We start from the raw sequence: 20,163 nt of genomic DNA, 5'->3' as shown, positions 1-20,163 counted from the left end.
TGAGCGAGATCGCCGTGCCGAGAATCTTTCTCCTTCTGCTGATCCTGGCCGCACCCGCCTTACACGCGGCAGACCTGGAACTGCTGATCGCCCGCCCCGAACTCAGTGGCATCCTGGAGCAACTGAAGGGAAGCCGGCATGACCACTTCGCCGTCGTCGACTACGGCCGCCCTTCCATACTCCCGCGCTTCTACCTTTTTGATCGTCGTACTCATGCCCTGCTGGGTAGTTACCGGGTTGCCCACGGCAAGGGCTCGGACCCCGACCACGACGGCCTGGCCGACCACTTCTCGAATGACTCGGGCAGCCGCGCCTCGTCACTCGGCCTGTATCGCACAGCCCAGGTGTTCGACAGCGACGAACCCGGGCACGGCCGCTCTATGCGACTCGTCGGCCTGAGCCCAAGCAATAGCCAGGCCGAAGAGCGCGCCATCGTGATCCACGCGAACACCTACATGGAAGAAACTTTCATTCGCCGCCACGGCCTGCCCGGACGCAGCCACGGCTGCCTGGTGCTCGCCCGCCAGGATCGCGACCAGGTCATCGAGCAACTTTCCGGCGGCGCCATGATCTTCGCCATCCGCCAGGATCCAGCCGCACTGGCCAGCAACTGAACTACCCCGTTACCGCAGCGAAATCCCGATCTCCCTGTAATTTTCTCGTCGCATTGCCCCTATAGCGTCAGGGCTCCGTCGATTCGCCTGTATGGAGACTCCGCCTTGAACCAGCACAATGACAACGCCGTGCTTTTTGGCAGCGGCGATGAAGTTCCGAGCAACAACTCGAACAACCCTCACATCAGCGATCTGATCGGCGGCCTCAACCGCCGACAACTGCTAGCCGGCGGCGCCGCTCTCGGCACCCTCGCCTTCCTTGGCGCCGCCATTCCCGGCGAGGCCCTCGCGGCAGAGCCCCAGGCGAAGGGGCAGCCCTTCAAACTGCGTTCGCGCCTGCCGTTCGACGCCATTCCGACCAGCCGCACAGATGTCATAAGTGTCCCTCCGGGCTACAAGGCCACGCCCTTCATCCCATGGGGCACCCCGATAACCGGCCGTTATCCGGCGTTCCTCGATGACGCCAGCAACAGCGCCCAGGACCAGGCCGAGCAGATTGGCATGCACCACGATGGCATGCACTATTTCCCCATCGACGCACGTCGTGGCTCAGGGAAGAGCTCGGACCATGGCCTACTGGTTCTCAACCACGAGTACATCGACGCGCCTCTGATTCACCCCAACGGTCCAACCCTGGTGAACGGCAAGCGTGCCAGTGCCGAAGAAGTCCGGAAGGAAATAAATGGCCATGGCGTTTCGGTCGTCGAAATCCGACGCAACGTACGCGGTGAATGGGAAATAGTGCCGAGCCCGCGCAATCGCCGCATCACCGCAGCCACGCCGATGGAAATCCGCGGTCCGGCGCGAGGCAACCCGCTCCTGCAGACCCGCTACAGCCCGAACGGCACCGCCACCCGTGGCACCCAGAACAACTGCTCCAACGGTTTCACGCCCTGGGGCACCTACCTCACCTGCGAGGAGAACTGGGCCGGCTACTTCGCCAGCCGCGATTCGGACCTGCCCCGCGAACTCAAACGCTACGGCCTGCGCACCAGTAGCCGCTTCGGCTGGGAAACATTACCGGGCGACGAGTTCGAGCGCTTCGACGCGACCCGCAAAACCACAGATGCCCAAGGTGACTACCGCAATGAACCCAACCATTTCGGCTGGATCGTCGAGATCGACCCGTTCGACCCAAGCTCGACCCCGGTAAAACGCACGGCCCTTGGCCGCTTCGCCCACGAAGGTCTGATATTCGCCCCGGTCCAAGGTGGCCGCCCGGTGGTCTGCTACTCCGGCGACGATTCGCAGAACGAGTACATCTACAAGTACGTTAGCCGCGACAAGTACCGTCCCGGCAACAGCGATGGCCGACTGCTCGACGAAGGCACCCTCTACGTCGCGCGCTTCAATGCCGATGGCAGCGGCGACTGGCTGCCCCTGGACATTAACGACCGCCGCTTCCGCAGCGCCTGCGCGACCGCTGGAGTCACCTTCGCCAACCAGGGCGAAGTGCTGATCAACACCCGCCTGGCCGCCGACATCGTCGGAGCTACGCGCATGGACCGCCCGGAATGGGGCGCGGTGAACCCTGATAACGGCGAGGTCTATTTCACCCTCACCAACAACACTGCGCGCACCACGGCGGACGCTGCCAACCCACGCATCGCCAACGCCTACGGCCACATCATCCGCTGGCGCGAAAACAGTCGCGACCACGCTGGCCTTCGCTTCGACTGGAACATTTTCCTGCTCGCCGGCCCCGACGGCGACAGCCGCGGCCCCAAGGGTCAGCCACTAAGCGAGCAGAATATCCTCGCCAGCCCAGACGGCCTCTGGTTCGACGACGAAGGACGCCTGTGGATCCAGACCGACATGAGCGGCAGCCAGCTCAGCAGCGGCCCCTTCGGCAACAACCAGATGCTCGTCGCTGACCCGCGCAGCGGCGAGGTCAAACGCTTCCTGGTCGGCCCCCTTGGTGCCGAAGTGACCGGCATCACGGCAACCCCGGACTTCAAGACTCTGTTCATCAATATCCAGCACCCGGGTGAGGGATCGACGGCGACCAACCTCCTCAGCACCTGGCCCGACGGCCCAGGCAAACGCCCTCGCTCCTCCACTGTGATCATCACACGCGACGACGGTCGACGACTCCTCTGATCACCCCGGGCCGGCCTTTCAGGGCCGGCCCCTTTGTGTGCTCATTGGCCCAAATGCCAAGGAAACATTAGAAACTGTCGCAAATATGAAAGTCTCGCCCGGCACCAACTTTCCTGGCGCTGACTAATTAAAGCCGGAGATTTCGTACTTAACTGTCGTACTTTCGACAATGTGATTATTTAAGCACCAAGCCACTGCGACTGCTTATCATTTGCCCAGCAGCGACACCTCAGGATGCGACATAAGGACGCAATCCGACAAAGGCCTAATGAAAAGCTGAAACCCGCACCACTCAAGGGCTACAGGCTAGTAGAAGCCCCCAAAACAGGCTCGCCTGGGAAATTTTTGGCCTGAAAAATTTACTTGCACACCCGGTCAGGCATAAAATTGCCGGAATAGATTGCCGGGGCATGATCAGATCTCGGCATTAACCCTTTCAACACGAGTGAACGCCGTTCCTTGTCCAGGGAGTTCCGGCATGTCGGAAGCTGCTGCCATCATGTCCCACAACTGGGGTTTTGCAATTTTCCTGCTTGGGGTCGTCGGCCTCTGCGCTTTCATGATCGGAGTGTCCAGCCTGCTGGGCAGCAAGGCCGTTGGGCGCAGCAAGAATGACCCGTTTGAGTCCGGCATGCTCCCAACCGGCACAGCCCGCCTGCGGCTCTCCGCCAAATTCTATCTGGTCGCGATGCTCTTCGTGATCTTCGACGTCGAAGCCCTCTTCCTCTTTGCTTGGGCTGTTTCAGTGCGCGAAAGCGGCTGGGCCGGCTTCATCGAAGCAACCATTTTCATAGCAATTCTGTTGGCGGGTCTTGTCTACCTTTGGCGCATCGGGGCGCTCGATTGGGCTCCCGAAGGTCGTCGCAAGCGGCAGGCGAAGCTAAAACAATGAGGCTTTGGCGATGCAATACAAACTTACTCGGATCGATCCGGATGCAACCTACGAGGAGTATCCGATCGGCCAACGGGAGACCGTTTCCGACCCGCTGCTAGAAGATCAGGTTCACAAGAACATCTTCCTCGGCAAGCTCGAGGATGTTCTCAACGGCGCAGTCAACTGGGGTCGCAAGAACTCCCTGTGGCCCTATAACTTCGGCCTCTCCTGCTGCTACGTGGAGATGACCACCGCTTTCACTGCGCCGCACGACATCGCTCGCTTCGGCGCGGAAGTCATTCGTGCATCGCCGCGCCAGGCGGACTTCATGGTCATTGCCGGCACCTGCTTCATCAAGATGGCGCCCGTCATCCAGCGCCTTTATGAGCAGATGCTGGAGCCCAAGTGGGTCATATCCATGGGATCGTGCGCGAACTCTGGTGGCATGTACGACATCTATTCGGTCGTTCAGGGCGTGGACAAGTTCCTCCCCGTGGACGTCTATATTCCCGGCTGCCCGCCCCGCCCCGAGGCATTCCTGCAAGGCTTGATGCTGCTCCAGGAATCCATCGGCCAGGAGCGTCGCCCGCTATCCTGGGTCGTGGGGGACCAAGGCATCTATCGTGCCGACATGCCCTCGCAGCGGGAACAGCGCCGCGAACAACGTATTCAGGTTACCAACCTGCGCAGCCCCGACGAAGTCTGAGCCTGGTTTTCTACCCGAAGACCCCAGGCTCATTCTTTACGTTGACTGATAGCGACCGAGACCATGACCGCAGACACCGTTCTGTCTATTCCGCCTTACAAGGCTGACGACCAAGAAGTCGTCGTAGAGCTCAACTCCCGCTTTGGCGCCGAAAACTTCACCGTGCAGAGCACCCGTACCGGCATGCCGGTTATCTGGGTCGGCCGTGACAAGCTGATCGACGTCCTCAAGTTCCTGCGCAACCTGCCGCGCCCCTTCGTCATGCTGTACGACCTGCATGGCGTTGACGAGCGCCTGCGCACCCAGCGTCGCGGCCTGCCGGACGCCGACTTCACGGTGTTCTACCACCTGATGTCGCTGGAGCGTAATAGTGACGTGATGATCAAGGTTGCCTTGTCCGAGGGCGACCTCAACCTGCCCACCGCCACTGGTATCTGGCCCAACGCCAACTGGTACGAGCGGGAAGTCTGGGACATGTACGGCATCACCTTCACCGGGCATCCGCACCTCTCCCGGATCATGATGCCCAACACCTGGGAAGGTCATCCGCTGCGCAAGGACTACCCGGCGCGCGCCACCGAATTCGATCCGTTCAGCCTGACCCTGGCCAAACACCAACTGGAAGAAGAGGCCGCGCGTTTCCGCCCAGAAGACTGGGGCATGAAGCGCCACGGCGAGAACGAGGACTACATGTTCCTCAACCTCGGCCCGAACCACCCGTCTGCCCACGGGGCTTTCCGCATCATCCTGCAACTCGATGGTGAAGAGATCGTCGACTGCGTACCGGAAGTCGGCTACCACCACCGTGGTGCCGAGAAGATGGCCGAGCGCCAGTCCTGGCACAGCTTCATCCCCTACACCGACCGCATCGACTACCTGGGCGGGGTGATGAACAACCTCCCCTACGTGCTGGCCGTGGAGAAGCTCGCGGGCATCAAGGTGCCGCAACGCGTCGACTTCATCCGCGTGATGATGGCCGAGTTTTTCCGGATCACCAGTCACCTGCTGTTCCTGGGCACCTACATCCAGGACGTCGGCGCAATGACCCCGGTGTTCTTCACCTTCACCGACCGCCAGCGCGCCTACAAGGTGATCGAAGCCGTTACCGGCTTCCGCCTGCACCCGGCCTGGTACCGCATCGGCGGCGTCGCCCACGACCTGCCACGCGGCTGGGATGGTCTGGTCAAAGAGTTCGTAGAGTGGCTGCCCAAGCGTCTCGACGAATATGAAAAGGCCGCCCTGAAAAACAGCATCCTGCGTGGCCGCACAGTTGGTGTTGCCCAGTACAACACCAAGGAAGCCCTGGAATGGGGCGTTACCGGTGCTGGCCTGCGCTCCACTGGCTGCGACTTCGACCTACGCAAGGCACGCCCCTATTCCGGCTACGAGAACTTCGAGTTCGAAGTACCGCTGGCCCATAACGGCGACGCCTACGACCGTTGCATGGTTCGTGTGGAAGAGATGCGCCAGAGTATCCGCATCATCGACCAGTGCCTGAAGAACATGCCGGAAGGCCCGTACAAGGCGGACCACCCGCTGACCACGCCGCCACCGAAAGAGCGCACGCTGCAGCATATCGAAACCCTGATCACCCACTTCCTGCAGGTTTCCTGGGGTCCGGTCATGCCGGCCAACGAAGCCTTCCAGATGATCGAAGCGACCAAGGGTATCAATAGCTACTACCTGACCAGCGACGGCAGCACCATGAGCTACCGCACCCGGATCCGGACGCCCAGCTTCCCCCATCTGCAGCAGATCCCTTCAGTGATCCGCGGCAGCATGGTGGCAGACCTGATCGCCTACCTGGGCAGTATCGACTTCGTTATGGCTGACGTGGACCGCTGACATGAACACCCTTATCAAGACCGACCGTTTCGTCCTCAGCGAAACCGAGCGCTCGGCCATCGAGCATGAAATGCACCACTACGAGGACCCGCGCGCGGCGTCCATCGAAGCCCTGAAGATCGTCCAGAAAGAGCGCGGCTGGGTCCCTGACGGCGCCGCCGATGCCATCGGCGAGATCCTCGGCATCCCCGCCAGCGACGTCGAAGGTGTGGCCACCTTCTATAGTCAGATATTCCGTCAGCCGGTCGGCCGGCATGTGATCCGCGTCTGCGACAGCATGACCTGCTACGTCGGCGGCCATGAATCCGTGGTTGCCGAAATGCAGAAGCAACTTGGCATCGGCCTCGGCCAGACCACCGCCGACAACCGTTTCACCCTGCTGCCGGTCTGCTGCCTGGGCAACTGCGACAAGGCCCCGGCGGTGATGATCGACGACGACACCTTCGGCGACGTCCAACCCAACGGCGTTGCCCAGCTGCTGGAGGCCTATAAATGAAGACCCTGACCTCCATCGGCCCGGCCAACCGCATCGCGCGCAGTGAACAAACCCATCCGCTGACCTGGCGCCTGCGCGAAGACGCGCAACCGGTATGGCTTGACGAATACCAGCAGAAGAACGGCTACGCCGCTGCACGCAAGGCCCTGACCGAAATGGCCCAAGCCGATATCGTGCAGCAGGTCAAGGACTCCGGGCTCAAGGGCCGCGGCGGTGCGGGCTTCCCCACTGGCGTGAAGTGGGGCCTGATGCCGGCCGACGAATCCATGAACATCCGCTACCTGCTGTGCAACGCGGATGAAATGGAACCCAACACCTGGAAGGACCGCATGCTGATGGAGCAGTTGCCCCACCTGCTGGTGGAAGGCATGCTGATCAGCGCCCGCGCCCTCAAGGCCTATCGCGGTTACATCTTCCTGCGCGGCGAGTACGTCGACGCGGCGCGCAACCTCAACCGCGCCATCGACGAAGCCAAGGCCGCCGGCCTGCTCGGCAAGAACATCCTGGGCTCGGGCTTCGACTTCGAGTTGTTCGTGCACACTGGCGCCGGCCGCTACATCTGCGGCGAAGAGACCGCACTGATCAACTCGCTAGAAGGCCGCCGCGCCAATCCACGCTCCAAGCCCCCCTTCCCCGCTGCTGTCGGCGTCTGGGGCAAGCCCACCTGTGTCAACAACGTCGAGACCCTGTGCAACGTGCCGGCAATCGTCGCTAACGGCGTCGAGTGGTACAAGTCCCTGGCGCTCCCGGGCAGCGAAGACATGGGCACCAAGCTCATGGGTTTCTCCGGCAAGGTGAAGAATCCCGGCCTCTGGGAACTGCCCTTCGGCATACCGGCTCGCGAACTCTTCGAGGACTATGCCGGCGGCATGCGCGACGGCTTCAAACTCAAAGCATGGCAGCCGGGCGGTGCCGGCACCGGCTTCCTGCTCCCCGAGCACCTGGATGCCCCCATGTATGCCGCCGGTATTGCCAAGGTCGGCACCCGTATGGGTACCGGCCTGGCCCTGGCCGTGGACGACAGCATCAACATGGTTTCCCTGCTGCGCAACATGGAAGAGTTCTTCGCCCGCGAGTCCTGCGGCTGGTGTACCCCATGCCGTGACGGCCTGCCGTGGAGCGTCAAGCTCCTGCGTGCCCTGGAGCGCGGCGAAGGTCAGCCCGGAGACCTGGAGACACTCGAACAGCTCGTCAGCTTCCTCGGCCCAGGCAAAACCTTCTGCGCGCACGCACCGGGCGCCGTAGAGCCACTGGGCAGTGCGATGAAGTATTTCCGTCCGGAGTTCGAAGCAGGTATCACCCGCCAGATCCCAGCAGCGCGACCGATCCCCGTCGGCGCCTAAGAGTCTGCTCACGATTTCGCGAGCTAGAGATCAAGGGTGGCGCAGATGGTCGAGGAAGCGGAGTTTACGACTGGTAAATGAGCATCCGAGGCCGTTTTCAACACCCTTTAGCCGACTCGCAGCAGATCGTGAGCAGGCTCCAAGAAGAATTCGCGCAGCGGCGGCCGCTACCCGGCCCCGTGCGCACGCTGATTCCATTAGCCAAGCCCGGTCAAACGGGCAGATGAAGACTGAACCATGGCCACTATCCACGTAGACGGCAAGACGCTCGAAGTCGATGGTGCAGACAACCTCCTGCAGGCCTGTCTCTCCCTCGGACTCGACATCCCCTACTTCTGCTGGCACCCGGCGCTCGGTAGCGTCGGCGCCTGCCGCCAATGCGCGGTCAAGCAGTACACCGACGAGAACGACAAACGCGGCCGCCTCGTCATGTCCTGCATGACCCCTGCCACCGATAACACCTGGATTTCCATTGACGACGAAGAGGCCAAGCAGTTCCGCGCCAGCGTCGTCGAATGGCTGATGACCAACCACCCGCACGACTGCCCGGTGTGCGAGGAAGGCGGCCACTGCCACCTGCAGGACATGACGGTGATGACCGGCCACAATGCCCGTCGCTACCGCTTCACCAAGCGTACCCACCAGAACCAGGAACTCGGCCCGTTCATCGCCCACGAGATGAACCGCTGTATCGCCTGTTACCGCTGCGTGCGCTACTACAAGGACTACGCGGGCGGCACCGACCTCGGCGTCTACGGCGCCCACGACAACGTCTACTTCGGCCGCGTCGAAGATGGTGTGCTGGAGAGCGAATTCTCCGGCAACCTGGTCGAGGTCTGCCCGACCGGTGTGTTTACCGACAAGACCCACTCCGAGCGCTACAACCGCAAGTGGGACATGCAGTTCTCCCCGAGCATCTGCCACGGATGCTCCAGCGGCTGCAACGTCAGCCCCGGCGAGCGCTATGGCGAGATCCGTCGCATCGAGAACCGCTTCAATGGCTCGGTAAACCAGTACTTCCTCTGTGACCGTGGCCGTTTCGGCTATGGCTACGTCAACCGCGAAGACCGCCCACGCCATCCGCTGCTGGGCAGCCAGAAGCTCTCGCTCGACGGCGCGCTCGACAAGGCCGCCGAACTGCTCAAGGGCAAGCGCGTGATCGGCATCGGTTCGCCGCGCGCCAGCCTGGAAAGCAACTTCGCCCTGCGTGAACTGGTCGGCGCCGAGAATTATTACTCCGGCATCGCTGCCCATGAGCTGGAAAACCTGCGCCTGATCCGCGGCATCCTGCAGGACGGCCCGCTGCCGGTCCCCACCCTGCGTGACGTCGAGAAGCATGACGCAATCTTCGTCCTCGGCGAAGACCTGACCCAGACTGCTGCCCGCATGGCCCTCGCGCTGCGCCAAGCCGTCAAGGGCAAGGCCACTGACATCGCCGCCTCGATGAAGATCCAGGATTGGCACATGGCCGCCGTGCAGAACGTCGCCCAGGACGCGCTGAACCCGCTGTTCATTGCCAGCGTCGCCAGCACCCGCCTGGATGACGTGGCTGCCGAGAGCGTCCACGCCGCGCCAGCCGATCTGGCCCGTATCGGTTTCGCCGTGGCCCACGCCATCGACCCGAGCGCGCCGGCCGTGGACGGCCTGGAAAGCGAGGCCGCCGAACTGGTCAAACGAATCGCCGAGGCCCTGCTCGCGGCCAAGCGTCCGCTGGTCATTTCCGGTGCTTCCCTGGGTAGCAAGGCGCTGATCGAAGCCGCCGCAAACATTGCCAGTGCGCTGAAGAACCGCGAGAAGAATGGCTCCCTGAGCCTGGTGGTACCGGAAGCCAACAGCATGGGCCTGGCCCTGTTCGGCGGCGAATCCGTTGACGCCGCGCTGGAAGCCCTGACGTCCGGCAAGGCCGACGCCGTTGTCGTTCTGGAGAACGATCTCTACCGCCGCGCCGACGCAGCCAAGGTGGACGCCGCCCTGGCCGCCGCCAAGGTCGTCATCGTTGCCGACCACCAGCAGACCGCCACCACCGAGCGTGCTCATCTGGTCCTGCCGGCTGCCAGCTTCGCCGAAGGCGACGGCACCCTGGTCAGCATGGAAGGCCGCGCCCAGCGCTTCTTCCAGGTCTTCGATCCGGTCTACTACGATGCCAACATCCTCGTCCGCGAAGGGTGGCGCTGGCTGCACGCGCTGCACAGCGACCTGCTGGGCAAGGCCGTGGACTGGACGCAGCTCGACCACGTCACCGCCGCCTGTGCCGACAGCAGCCCGCTGCTGGCTGCCATCCGCGATGCCGCGCCGAGCGCCTCGTTCCGCATCAAGGGCATGAAGCTAGCCCGTGAACCGCACCGCTATAGTGGCCGCACTGCCATGCGCGCCAATATCAGCGTGCACGAGCCGCGTCAGCCGCAGGACAAGGACTCGGCTTTCGCCTTCTCCATGGAAGGCTACGCCGGCAGTGTCGAGCCCCGTCAGCAGATCCCCTTCGCCTGGTCACCGGGCTGGAACTCGCCGCAGGCCTGGAACAAGTTTCAGGACGAAGTCGGCGGCCACCTGCGCGCCGGTGACCCGGGCGTGCGCCTGATCGAAGCGAAAGGTCAGCCCCTGCCGTGGTTCAGCGTCAACGCCGCCTTCAATCCGGCTCAGGGCACTTGGCAGGCCGTGCCGCTGCACCACCTGTTCGGCAGCGAGGAGACCAGTTCCCGCGCCGCCCCGGTGCAGGAGCGCATTCCGCAGCCTTACGTGGCCCTGGCGAAAGACGAGGCCGATCGCCTTGGCGTCAATGACGGTGCCCTGCTCAGCCTGACCATCAACGGCCAGGCCCTGCGCCTGCCGCTGCAGGTCAAGGAAGAGTTAGGTATTGGCCTGATCGGTCTGCCGGCCGGTCTGCCGGGCATCCCGGCCACCATCGCCGGAGCTGTCGTCACTGCCGTACAGGAGGTCGCGCAATGAGCTGGCTGACGCCCGAACTGATCGATATCGTCATCGCCGTCGTCAAGGCCATCGTCATCCTGCTGGCCGTGGTGGTTAGCGGTGCCCTGCTCTCCTGGGTGGAACGTCGCCTGCTGGGGCTCTGGCAGGATCGCTACGGTCCGAACCGGGTAGGCCCTTTCGGTGCCTTCCAACTGGGCGCGGACATGATCAAGATGTTCTTCAAGGAAGACTGGACCCCGCCATTCGCCGACAAGCTGATCTTCACTCTGGCGCCCATCATCGCCATGAGCGCCCTGCTGGTCGCGTTCGCAGTGATCCCGGTCACCCCCACCTGGGGTGTGGCCGACCTGAACATCGGCATCCTGTTCTTCTTCGCCATGGCCGGTATCACTGTATATGCGGTGCTCTTCGCCGGCTGGGCGAGCAACAACAAGTTCGCCCTGCTCGGCAGCCTACGCGCCTCGGCCCAGACCATCTCCTACGAGGTGTTCCTGGCCCTGTCGCTGATGGGCATCGTGGCCCAGGTCGGCTCCTTCAACATGCGCGATATCGTTGAGTACCAGGCACAGCACCTGTGGTTCATCATTCCGCAGTTCTTCGGCTTCTGTACCTTCTTCATCGCCGGCGTGGCCGTGACGCACCGTCACCCGTTCGACCAGCCAGAAGCGGAACAGGAACTGGCCGACGGCTACCACATCGAATACGCCGGTATGAAATGGGGCATGTTCTTCGTCGGCGAGTACATCGGCATCGTGCTGATCTCCGCGCTGCTTGTGACCCTGTTCTTCGGTGGCTGGCATGGCCCGTTCGGCATCCTGCCGCAGATCCCCTTCATCTGGTTCGCACTCAAGACCGCCTTCTTCATCATGCTGTTCATCCTGCTGCGCGCCTCCATCCCGCGCCCACGCTATGACCAGGTGATGGCTTTCAGCTGGAAGGTCTGCCTGCCGCTGACCCTGATCAACCTGCTGGTGACCGGCGCGCTCGTGCTGGCCTCGGCCCAGTAAGGAGAAACACCATGATCAAAGAAATCATCCACGTCCTGCATGGCACCTACACCCAGCTGCGAAGCCTGGTGATGATCTTCGGCCATGCCTTCCGCAAGCGTGACACGCTGCAGTACCCGGAAGAGCCGGTGTACCTGCCGCCGCGTTATCGCGGCCGCATCGTCCTCACCCGTGATCCCGATGGCGAGGAGCGCTGCGTTGCCTGCAACCTCTGTGCGGTAGCCTGCCCGGTTGGCTGCATCTCGCTGCAGAAGGCCGAAACTGAAGATGGCCGCTGGTACCCCGAGTTCTTCCGCATCAACTTCTCACGCTGCATCTTCTGCGGCCTGTGTGAAGAGGCCTGCCCTACCACCGCAATCCAGCTGACCCCGGATTTCGAGATGGGCGAGTTCAAGCGCCAGGACCTGGTGTACGAGAAGGAAGACCTGCTGATCTCCGGCCCTGGCAAATACCCTGACTACAACTTCTATCGCGTGGCAGGCATGGCCATTGCCGGCAAGCCGAAAGGCGCCGCGCAAAACGAAGCCGAGCCGATCAACGTGAAGAGCCTGCTGCCCTAAGGAGACGCGCGTGGAATTCGCTTTCTATTTCGCTGCCGGCGCGGCGGTGGTCTCCACCCTGCGGGTGATCACCAACACCAACCCTGTGCATGCACTGCTCTACCTCATCGTCTCGCTGCTGGCAGTGTCGATGTGCTTCTTCGCCCTTGGCGCGCCGTTCGCGGGTGCCCTGGAAATCATCGTCTACGCCGGCGCCATCATGGTGCTGTTCGTCTTCGTGGTGATGATGCTGAACCTTGGGCCGGCGATTGCCGAACAGGAGAAGAAATGGCTCAAGCCTGGCATCTGGACCGGCCCTGCCCTGCTCTCCCTGATCCTGCTGGCCGAACTGCTCTATGTGCTGTTCGGCAATGCCAGCGGCGCCGCCATCGGCCACACCACCGTGGACGCCAAGGCAGTCGGCATCAGCCTCTTCGGCCCGTACCTGCTGGCCGTGGAACTGGCCTCCATGCTGCTCCTGGCAGCCCTGGTCGCCGCCTTCCACCTCGGCCGCCACGAAGCTAAGGAATAACGCCATGAACGCAATCCCCCTGGAACATGGCCTGGCGGTGGCCGGCATTCTCTTCTGCCTGGGCCTCACGGGCCTGATGGTGCGCCGCAACATCCTGTTCGTGCTCATGAGCCTGGAAGTCATGATGAACTCGGCCGCCCTGGCCTTCGTGGTCGCAGGCGCCCGCTGGGCTCAGCCGGACGGCCAGATCATGTTCGTGCTGGTGATCAGCCTGGCAGCCGCCGAGGCCAGTATCGGCCTGGCGATCCTGCTGCAGCTGTACCGCCGCTTCCATACCCTCGATATCGACGCTGCCAGCGAGATGCGCGGATGAACCTTCTATTCCTCACTTGCCTGTTCCCGCTGCTCGGCTGGTTCATCCTGGCCTTCTCCCGCGGGCGTTTCTCCGAAAACACCTCCGCCATCATCGGTGTCGGCTCGGTCGGGCTCTCCGCCCTGGTTGCCGCCTGGATCATCTGGCAGTTCAACGTTGCTCCGCCGGAAGGCGGCGTCTACACCCAGACGTTGTGGCAGTGGATGAGCGTGGCGGGCTTCGCGCCCAGCTTCACCCTCTATCTGGACGGTCTGTCCCTGACCATGCTCGGCGTGGTGACCGGTGTCGGCTTCCTGATCCACCTGTTCGCCTCCTGGTACATGCGTGGGGAAGAGGGCTATTCGCGCTTTTTCGCCTACACCAACCTGTTCATCGCCAGCATGCTGTTCCTGGTGCTGGGCGATAACCTGCTGTTCCTCTACTTCGGTTGGGAAGGCGTGGGGCTGTGCTCGTACCTGCTGATCGGCTTCTACTTCAAGCACGTACCCAATGGCAACGCCGCTCTGAAGGCCTTCATCGTCACCCGCGTCGGCGACGTGTTCATGGCCATCGGCCTGTTCATCCTGTTCGCCAACCTCGGCACCCTGAACATCCAGGAGCTGATGGTGCTGGCCCCGCAGAAGTACGCTGCCGGGGACACCTGGCTCTGGGTCGCCACCCTGATGCTGCTTGGCGGCGCCGTGGGCAAGTCCGCCCAGCTGCCGCTGCAGACCTGGCTGGCCGACGCCATGGCCGGTCCGACTCCGGTTTCCGCGCTGATCCACGCGGCCACCATGGTGACCGCGGGCGTCTACCTGATCGCCCGTACCCACGGCCTGTTCCTGCTGACCCCGGAGATCCTCGAACTGGTCGGCATCGTCGGCGGCGTGACCTTGGTCCTGGCTGGCTTCGCTGCTCTGGTGCAGACCGACATCAAGCGCATCCTCGCCTACTCCACCATGAGCCAGATCGGCTACATGTTCCTCGCCCTCGGCGTGGGCGCATGGGACGCAGCGATCTTCCACCTGATGACCCACGCCTTTTTCAAGGCCCTGCTGTTCCTCGCTTCCGGTGCGGTGATCAACGCCTGCCACCACGAGCAGAACATCTTCAAGATGGGCGGCCTGTGGAAGAAACTGCCGCTGGCCTACGCCTGCTTCATCGTCGGTGGTGCCGCTCTGGCCGCCCTGCCGCTGGTGACCGCCGGTTTCTACTCCAAGGACGAGATTCTCTGGGAAGCCTTCGCCAGCGGCCATCAGTGGCTGCTGTACGCGGGTCTGGCCGGTGCCTTCCTGACTTCGATCTACACCTTCCGCCTGATCTTCATCGCCTTCCATGGCGAGGCCAAGACCGAAGCCCATGCCGGCCACGGCATCGCCCATAGCCTGCCGCTGGTGGTGCTGCTGGTGCTCTCCACCTTCATCGGTGCTCTGATCACCCCGCCGCTCGCCGGTGTGCTGCCGGAAAGCGTCGGCCATGCCGGGGGCGAAGCGAAGCACAGCCTGGAGATTGCTTCGGGCGCCATCGCCCTGGCGGGTATCCTGCTGGCGGCCCTGCTCTTCCTCGGCAAGCGCCGCTTCGTCAGCGCCGTCGCCCAGAGCGCGCCGGGCCGCTTCCTCGGTGCCTGGTGGTTCGCCGCCTGGGGCTTCGACTGGCTCTATGACCTGCTGTTCGTCAAACCGTACCTGCTGGTTTGCCGCCTGCTCGGCCGCGACCCAATCGACGGCAGCATCGGGCTGATCCCGCGTGTGGTGCGTAGTGGTAACAGCGCGCTCAGCCGTAGCCAGACCGGCCAGCTGCGCTGGTACGCCGTATCCATAGTCGGCGGGGCCGTGCTCGTGCTCGGCGCCGTGCTGCTGACCTGAATCTTCTTAAGGAATTGAGCCCGTCATGATTCTGCCCTGGCTAATCCTGATTCCCTTCATCGGCGGCCTGCTCTGCTGGCAAGGCGAGCGTTTCAGCTCCACCCTGCCCCGCTGGATCGCGCTGCTGACCATGTCCCTGCTGTTCGGCCTCGGCCTCTGGCTGTGGGCGACCGGCGACTTCACCCTGGCCCCGGCCCCCGGCACTGATCCGGTGTGGGCGGAGGAGTTCAAGGTGCAGTGGATCGAGCGTTTCGGCGTCACCATCCACCTGGCCCTGGACGGCCTGTCGATCCTGATGATCGTCCTCACCGGCCTGCTCGGCGTGCTGTCCGTGCTTTGCTCCTGGCGCGAGATCCAGAACCGTGTGGGCTTCTTCCACCTCAACCTGATGTGGATCCTTGGCGGTGTGGTCGGCGTGTTCCTCGCCATCGACCTGTTCCTGTTCTTCTTCTTCTGGGAAATGATGCTGGTGCCGATGTACTTCCTCATCGCGCTCTGGGGTCACAGCGGCAGCAAGGGCAAGACCCGCATCACCGCCGCCACCAAGTTCTTCATCTTCACCCAGGCCAGCGGCCTGATCATGCTGGTGGCGATCCTCGCCCTGGTGCTCGTGAACTACAGCAACACCGGCGTACTGACGTTCAACTACGCCGACCTGCTGAAGGCCGAGCTGGCGCCCGGTACCGAATACCTGCTGATGCTCGGCTTCTTCGCCGCCTTCGCGGTGAAGTTCCCGGTAGTGCCGGTGCACTCCTGGCTGCCGGACGCACACGCCCAGGCACCGACCGCCGGTTCCGTTGACCTGGCAGGCATTCTGCTGAAGACGGCGGCCTACGGCATGATCCGCTTCGCCCTGCCGCTGTTCCCCAATGCTTCGGCCGAATTCGCACCGATTGCCCACTGGCTCGGCGTGTTCGCCATCGTCTACGGTGCGCTGCTGTCCTTCGCCCAGACCGACATCAAGCGCTTGGTGGCCTACTCCAGCGTCTCGCACATGGGCTTTGTTCTGATCGCCATCTACTCTGGCAGCCAGATTGCCATGCAGGGCGCGGTGGTGCAGATGATCGCCCACGGCCTTTCTGCTGCTGCACTCTTTATCCTGTGCGGCCAGCTCTACGAGCGCCTGCACACTCGCGACATGCGTGAGATGGGTGGCATCTGGGCCCGTATGCCGTATCTGCCCGGCGTCAGCCTGTTCTTCGCCGCCGCCGCGCTGGGCCTGCCCGGCACCGGCAACTTCGTCGGTGAGTTCCTGATCCTGGTCGGCGCCTTCAAGAACATTCCCTGGATCAGCGTCCTGGCCGCCACCGGCCTGGTATTCGGCTCGGTCTATTCGCTGATCATGATCCACCGCGCCTACTTCGGCCCGGCAAAGAGCGAGGCCGTCTACGAAGGTCTGCGTTCCCGCGAGCTGATCATGGTCCTGGGTCTTGCCGGTCTGCTGATCCTGCTCGGCGTTTACCCGCAACCGGTGCTGGATACCTCCGCTGCGAGCATGCATGGCGTGCATCAGTGGTTGGATTCCGCCGTCAATCAACTCGTTGCCCGGTAACCAGGTTATGGAATTCACGACTCAACACTTCATCGCCCTGCTGCCGCTGCTGGTCACCTGCGCCACGATCGTCGTGGTCATGCTGGCCATCGCCTGGAAGCGCCACCACTCCTGGACCTTCGGCCTCTCGGTCATCGGTCTCAACCTGGCCCTGCTGTCCATCCTGCCGACCCTCAAGGTCGTCCCGATGGAAGTCACCCCGCTGCTGATGGTCGACACCTTCGGCTGCTACTACATGGCCCTGGTGCTGGCGGCTACCCTCGCCTGCGTCACGCTGACCCACGCCTATCTGGGCGGTGAGTCGGGCAAGGGTTATCCGGGCAACCGCGAGGAAATGTACCTGCTGATCCTACTGGCCGCCGCCGGCGGCCTGGTACTGGTCACCGCGCAGAACCTGGTCGGCCTGTTCATCGGCCTGGAACTTCTCTCGGTGCCGGTCTACGGTCTGGTGGCGTATGCCTTCTTCAATCGGCGCTCGCTGGAAGCCGGCATCAAGTACATGGTGCTCTCGGCTGCAGGCTCTGCCTTCCTGTTGTTCGGCATGGCGCTGCTGTACGCGGATGCCGGCAGCATGAGCTTCAGCGGCATCGGCACCCACCTGGCGGCCACCAGCGCGCCGAGCGTGCTGTCGCAACTGGGCATCGGCATGATGCTGGTCGGCCTCGCCTTCAAACTGTCCCTGGTGCCCTTCCATCTCTGGACTCCGGATGTGTACGAAGGTGCCCCGGCACCTGTTGCGGCCTTCCTCGCCACCGCCAGCAAGGTTGCAGTGTTCGCCGTACTGCTGCGCCTGTACCAGCTTTCCCCGGCTACCGCCGGCGGCTGGCTGAACGAACTGCTGACCGTCATTGCTATCGCATCGATCCTGTTCGGTAACCTGCTGGCCCTGGTGCAGAACAACATCAAGCGTCTGCTCGGCTACTCCTCGATCGCCCACTTCGGCTACCTGCTGGTGGCGCTGATCGCGAGCAAGGGCCTGGCCGTGGAAGCCATCGGCGTTTACCTGGCCACCTACGTCCTGACCAGCCTCGGCGCCTTCGGCGTGGTGACCCTGATGTCCACGCCTTACAGCGGTCGTGATTGCGATGCGCTGTACGAGTACCGCGGCCTGTTCTGGCGCCGCCCGTACCTGACCGCCGTAATGACCGTGATGATGTTGTCGCTGGCCGGTATTCCGCTGACTGCTGGCTTCATCGGCAAGTTCTTCGTGATCGCCGCGGGCGTCGAGTCCGGTCTCTGGTGGCTGCTCGGCGCCATGGTCCTGGGCAGCGCGATCGGCGTGTTCTACTACCTGCGCGTCATGGTCACGTTGTTCCTGGTCGAGCCGAACCTGCGCCGTCACGATGCCGACATGCACTGGGCCCAGCGCGCCGGCGGCATCATGCTGCTGTTCGTGGCTCTGCTGGCCTTCTTCCTCGGCGTCTACCCGCAGCCTCTGCTGGATCTGGTGCAGCACTCCGGCCTGGTGGCCCTGGCTAACTGAGCCAACTGCCAGAACCAAAGAACCCGGCCTTGTGCCGGGTTTTTTGTGGGAGTTGAAAGGGGTTATTGCGGTAGAAAGACTCCCCTACCTTCCCCCGCCCTATCCATGAAAGAGAGAGCGCCCAGGGGAGTAAGCGAAAATGCCGGACCTCAGGCCCTGAACCGTCGCACCATCCGGCCCGCCGCCGGCCGCGAAAGACTGGCAGCCGTCTCAGCACCGTGGCAGACCAGCTTCGCTGGCGGCGTTGAGTGCCAACCGGTTGGCCTGGTCGGCAATGACCTGATCACGGCTGGCCAGACCCCCTTGGGCGCAAGCGTAATATCTCGCTTGCACCGCACCCCGTGCGATATGCATGTAGCGATGCATATGCTGCAGAGCGGGTTACCGATCTATCGACAACCCCGCTCGAAGCTTACGCAGTGCGAAGGTCGCGTTACTCAAGTGAACTCCACGAGTTCCGGGGCTTAGAGAACCATGGCAGCCCCCCAGCCGAAGGCCAGCAGCGGCAGGTTGTAATGCAGAAAGGTGGGTACCACGGTGTCCCAGATATGGTTGTGTTGACCGTCAACGTTCAGGCCCGAGGTTGGCCCCAGGGTCGAGTCAGAGGCTGGCGAACCTGCATCGCCCAGGGCGCCGGCGGTGCCAACAATGCTGACGATGGCCAACGGGCTGAAACCCAGCTGAAGACATAGCGGTACAAAAATCGCGGCGATGATCGGCACTGTGGAAAAGGAGGAGCCGATGCCCATGGTCACCAGCAGGCCCACCAGCAACATCAGCAGCGCTCCAATCGCCTTGCTGTGACCGATCCACCCTGCAGAAGCTTCCACTAGTGTCCGGACCTGTCCGGTCTCGCGCATCACCTCGGCAAAGCCGGCTGCGGCGATCATGATGAAACCAATCATGGCCATCATCTTCATGCCCTCGGTGAACAGGTCATCGGCCTCCCTCCAGCGCACCACGCCAGACACCGAGAAGATCACGAAGCCGAGTAGCGCACCGATGATCATCGAGTCCAGCCACAACTGCACGACGAACGCAGCCAGGATCGCCACACCAGCTACTACCAGACTCAACGCGTTGTAGCTGACGCGCACTTGTTCGGCCTGGGCGATCTTCTCCAAGTCATAAACGCGCTTCTTGCGGTAGCTGACGAACACCGCAATCAGCAGGCCGACGACCATCCCGGCAGCCGGTATCAACATGGCCTCGGTGACATTCACACCGGTAACGTCTGCGCCACTTTTCGTCACATTGCCCAGCAGGATCTCGTTGAGGAAAATGTTGCCGAAACCCACCGGCAGGAACATATAAGGCGTGATCAGGCCGAAGGTGATCACGCAGGCGATCAGCCTGCGATCGATCTGCAGCCGGGTAAGCACATAGAGCAACGGCGGGACCAGCAGCGGGATGAAGGCAATGTGGATCGGCAGGATGTTCTGCGACGACACCGCCACGCACAGCAACAGCGCAACCAACACCCATTTCAGGGCGCCACTGCCATTGACCTCCTGCCGTCCGACCAGTGCCAAAGCCTTATCGGCAAGCGCATGCGCCAGACCGGAGCGGGCGATGGCGACTGCAAAAGCCCCCAGCAACGCGTACGAAAGCGCCACGGTAGCGCCGCCGCCAAGTCCTTTGTTGAAGGCTGCCAGTGAACCCTCGATACCGAGCCCTCCCACCAGCCCCCCCGTCAATGCGCCGACGATCAGCGCCACCACCACATGCACTCGGCACAAGCTGAGAATCAGCATGATCCCCACCGCCGCAACTACCGCGTTCATTCCGCCTCCTGAGGCTGTACGCCACACCAGCCGTGGCCTTGCTGCAAAAAAAGGGGGCGTACTCTGCCGAAAGAGACAGGGCCTGTCAAAATCCGTGCGGAATATTGAGCGGACTGTGCATAATTCTTGCCTGCAAATTGCGCCTCCGTGCATTCCGTGCGGAGCCTGTTGTCGGAAACGCCCCTGATCGGGTCAAGAAACCC

Annotated in this window: 16 protein-coding genes; 15 read left to right on the top strand and 1 reads right to left on the bottom strand. The window is 62.9% G+C overall.

Annotated elements, in window-relative coordinates; genetic code table 11:
* Positions 1-14: 14 nt before the first annotated feature.
* The 15 genes from OXH74_RS18410 to nuoN all read left to right on the top strand — a co-directional run bounded on the left by OXH74_RS18410 (position 15) and on the right by nuoN (position 18,176).
* Positions 15-614, top strand: coding sequence for a murein L,D-transpeptidase catalytic domain-containing protein (locus OXH74_RS18410; protein WP_375738249.1), 600 nt, complete (start codon positions 15-17; stop codon positions 612-614).
* A 105-nt stretch (positions 615-719) separates the two neighbouring features.
* Positions 720-2,714, top strand: a complete 1,995-nt coding sequence (locus tag OXH74_RS18405) for a PhoX family phosphatase (RefSeq protein ID WP_375738248.1) — start codon at positions 720-722, stop codon at positions 2,712-2,714.
* Between the two features lie 478 nt (positions 2,715-3,192).
* On the top strand, positions 3,193-3,606 hold the full coding sequence (locus OXH74_RS18400) for an NADH-quinone oxidoreductase subunit A (RefSeq protein WP_375738247.1): 414 nt from the start codon (positions 3,193-3,195) through the stop codon (positions 3,604-3,606).
* 10 nt (positions 3,607-3,616) lie between these two features.
* Positions 3,617-4,294 carry an NADH-quinone oxidoreductase subunit B family protein gene (locus OXH74_RS18395; protein WP_215369780.1) on the top strand — a complete coding sequence of 226 codons (678 nt, stop codon included), beginning with the start codon at positions 3,617-3,619 and terminating at the stop codon, positions 4,292-4,294.
* Between the two features lie 63 nt (positions 4,295-4,357).
* Entirely contained in the window at positions 4,358-6,139 is a 1,782-nt protein-coding gene (gene nuoC, locus OXH74_RS18390) for an NADH-quinone oxidoreductase subunit C/D (RefSeq protein ID WP_375738246.1), read from the top strand.
* 1 nt (position 6,140) lies between these two features.
* Positions 6,141-6,635 (top strand): NADH-quinone oxidoreductase subunit NuoE, encoded by a 495-nt coding sequence (nuoE, locus tag OXH74_RS18385; protein WP_215369775.1) that lies wholly within the window; start codon positions 6,141-6,143, stop codon positions 6,633-6,635.
* Complete coding sequence (nuoF, locus tag OXH74_RS18380) at positions 6,632-7,978, top strand: NADH-quinone oxidoreductase subunit NuoF (protein ID WP_375738245.1); 1,347 nt, start codon at positions 6,632-6,634, stop codon at positions 7,976-7,978. Before nuoE ends, nuoF begins: the two co-directional genes overlap by 4 nt.
* A gap of 237 nt (positions 7,979-8,215) precedes the next feature.
* On the top strand, positions 8,216-10,924 hold the full coding sequence (gene nuoG, locus OXH74_RS18375; RefSeq protein WP_375738244.1) for an NADH-quinone oxidoreductase subunit NuoG: 2,709 nt from the start codon (positions 8,216-8,218) through the stop codon (positions 10,922-10,924).
* On the top strand, positions 10,921-11,913 hold the full coding sequence (gene nuoH, locus OXH74_RS18370) for an NADH-quinone oxidoreductase subunit NuoH (protein ID WP_215369768.1): 993 nt from the start codon (positions 10,921-10,923) through the stop codon (positions 11,911-11,913). The genes nuoG and nuoH overlap by 4 nt, the downstream gene beginning before the upstream one ends.
* An 11-nt stretch (positions 11,914-11,924) precedes the next feature.
* Entirely contained in the window at positions 11,925-12,473 is a 549-nt protein-coding gene (gene nuoI / locus OXH74_RS18365; RefSeq protein WP_375738243.1) for an NADH-quinone oxidoreductase subunit NuoI, read from the top strand.
* 10 nt (positions 12,474-12,483) lie between these two features.
* The gene (gene nuoJ, locus OXH74_RS18360) at positions 12,484-12,984 is read left to right on the top strand and encodes an NADH-quinone oxidoreductase subunit J (RefSeq protein WP_215369764.1); all 501 of its coding nucleotides are present in this window, start codon (positions 12,484-12,486) and stop codon (positions 12,982-12,984) included.
* 4 nt (positions 12,985-12,988) lie between these two features.
* Entirely contained in the window at positions 12,989-13,297 is a 309-nt protein-coding gene (nuoK, locus tag OXH74_RS18355) for an NADH-quinone oxidoreductase subunit NuoK (protein ID WP_215369762.1), read from the top strand.
* Complete coding sequence (gene nuoL, locus OXH74_RS18350) at positions 13,294-15,141, top strand: NADH-quinone oxidoreductase subunit L (protein WP_375738242.1); 1,848 nt, start codon at positions 13,294-13,296, stop codon at positions 15,139-15,141. The genes nuoK and nuoL overlap by 4 nt, the downstream gene beginning before the upstream one ends.
* A gap of 25 nt (positions 15,142-15,166) precedes the next feature.
* Positions 15,167-16,693 carry an NADH-quinone oxidoreductase subunit M gene (gene nuoM / locus OXH74_RS18345; protein WP_215369758.1) on the top strand — a complete coding sequence of 509 codons (1,527 nt, stop codon included), beginning with the start codon at positions 15,167-15,169 and terminating at the stop codon, positions 16,691-16,693.
* 7 nt (positions 16,694-16,700) lie between these two features.
* A complete protein-coding gene (gene nuoN, locus OXH74_RS18340; protein WP_375738241.1) occupies positions 16,701-18,176 on the top strand; it encodes an NADH-quinone oxidoreductase subunit NuoN in 1,476 nt (491 codons plus the stop codon).
* Positions 18,177-18,640: 464 nt separating this feature from the next.
* Here nuoN and OXH74_RS18335 read toward each other — a convergent pair whose 3' ends face one another.
* A complete protein-coding gene (locus tag OXH74_RS18335; RefSeq protein WP_375738240.1) occupies positions 18,641-19,960 on the bottom strand; it encodes a Na+/H+ antiporter family protein in 1,320 nt (439 codons plus the stop codon).
* Between the last annotated feature and the right edge of the window lie 203 nt (positions 19,961-20,163).

It is taken from the genome of Metapseudomonas boanensis, assembly GCF_042232855.1.
Classification (GTDB): Bacteria; Pseudomonadota; Gammaproteobacteria; order Pseudomonadales; family Pseudomonadaceae; genus Metapseudomonas; species Metapseudomonas boanensis.
This window is presented reverse-complemented; position numbering and strand designations above follow the sequence as displayed.

What these genes read in the sequence shown, in the direction of transcription:
- OXH74_RS18400 (WP_375738247.1), top strand. Translation starts at nt 3,193, where the DNA reads ATGTCGGAAGCTGCTGCCATCATGTCCCACAACTGGGGTTTTGCAATT.
- OXH74_RS18395 (WP_215369780.1), top strand. Translation starts at nt 3,617, where the DNA reads ATGCAATACAAACTTACTCGGATCGATCCGGATGCAACCTACGAGGAG.
- nuoC (WP_375738246.1), top strand. Translation starts at nt 4,358, where the DNA reads ATGACCGCAGACACCGTTCTGTCTATTCCGCCTTACAAGGCTGACGAC.
- nuoE (WP_215369775.1), top strand. Translation starts at nt 6,141, where the DNA reads ATGAACACCCTTATCAAGACCGACCGTTTCGTCCTCAGCGAAACCGAG.
- nuoF (WP_375738245.1), top strand. Translation starts at nt 6,632, where the DNA reads ATGAAGACCCTGACCTCCATCGGCCCGGCCAACCGCATCGCGCGCAGT.
- nuoG (WP_375738244.1), top strand. Translation starts at nt 8,216, where the DNA reads ATGGCCACTATCCACGTAGACGGCAAGACGCTCGAAGTCGATGGTGCA.
- nuoH (WP_215369768.1), top strand. Translation starts at nt 10,921, where the DNA reads ATGAGCTGGCTGACGCCCGAACTGATCGATATCGTCATCGCCGTCGTC.
- nuoI (WP_375738243.1), top strand. Translation starts at nt 11,925, where the DNA reads ATGATCAAAGAAATCATCCACGTCCTGCATGGCACCTACACCCAGCTG.
- nuoK (WP_215369762.1), top strand. Translation starts at nt 12,989, where the DNA reads ATGAACGCAATCCCCCTGGAACATGGCCTGGCGGTGGCCGGCATTCTC.
- nuoL (WP_375738242.1), top strand. Translation starts at nt 13,294, where the DNA reads ATGAACCTTCTATTCCTCACTTGCCTGTTCCCGCTGCTCGGCTGGTTC.
- nuoM (WP_215369758.1), top strand. Translation starts at nt 15,167, where the DNA reads ATGATTCTGCCCTGGCTAATCCTGATTCCCTTCATCGGCGGCCTGCTC.
- nuoN (WP_375738241.1), top strand. Translation starts at nt 16,701, where the DNA reads ATGGAATTCACGACTCAACACTTCATCGCCCTGCTGCCGCTGCTGGTC.
- OXH74_RS18335 (WP_375738240.1), bottom strand. Translation starts at nt 19,960, where the DNA reads ATGAACGCGGTAGTTGCGGCGGTGGGGATCATGCTGATTCTCAGCTTG.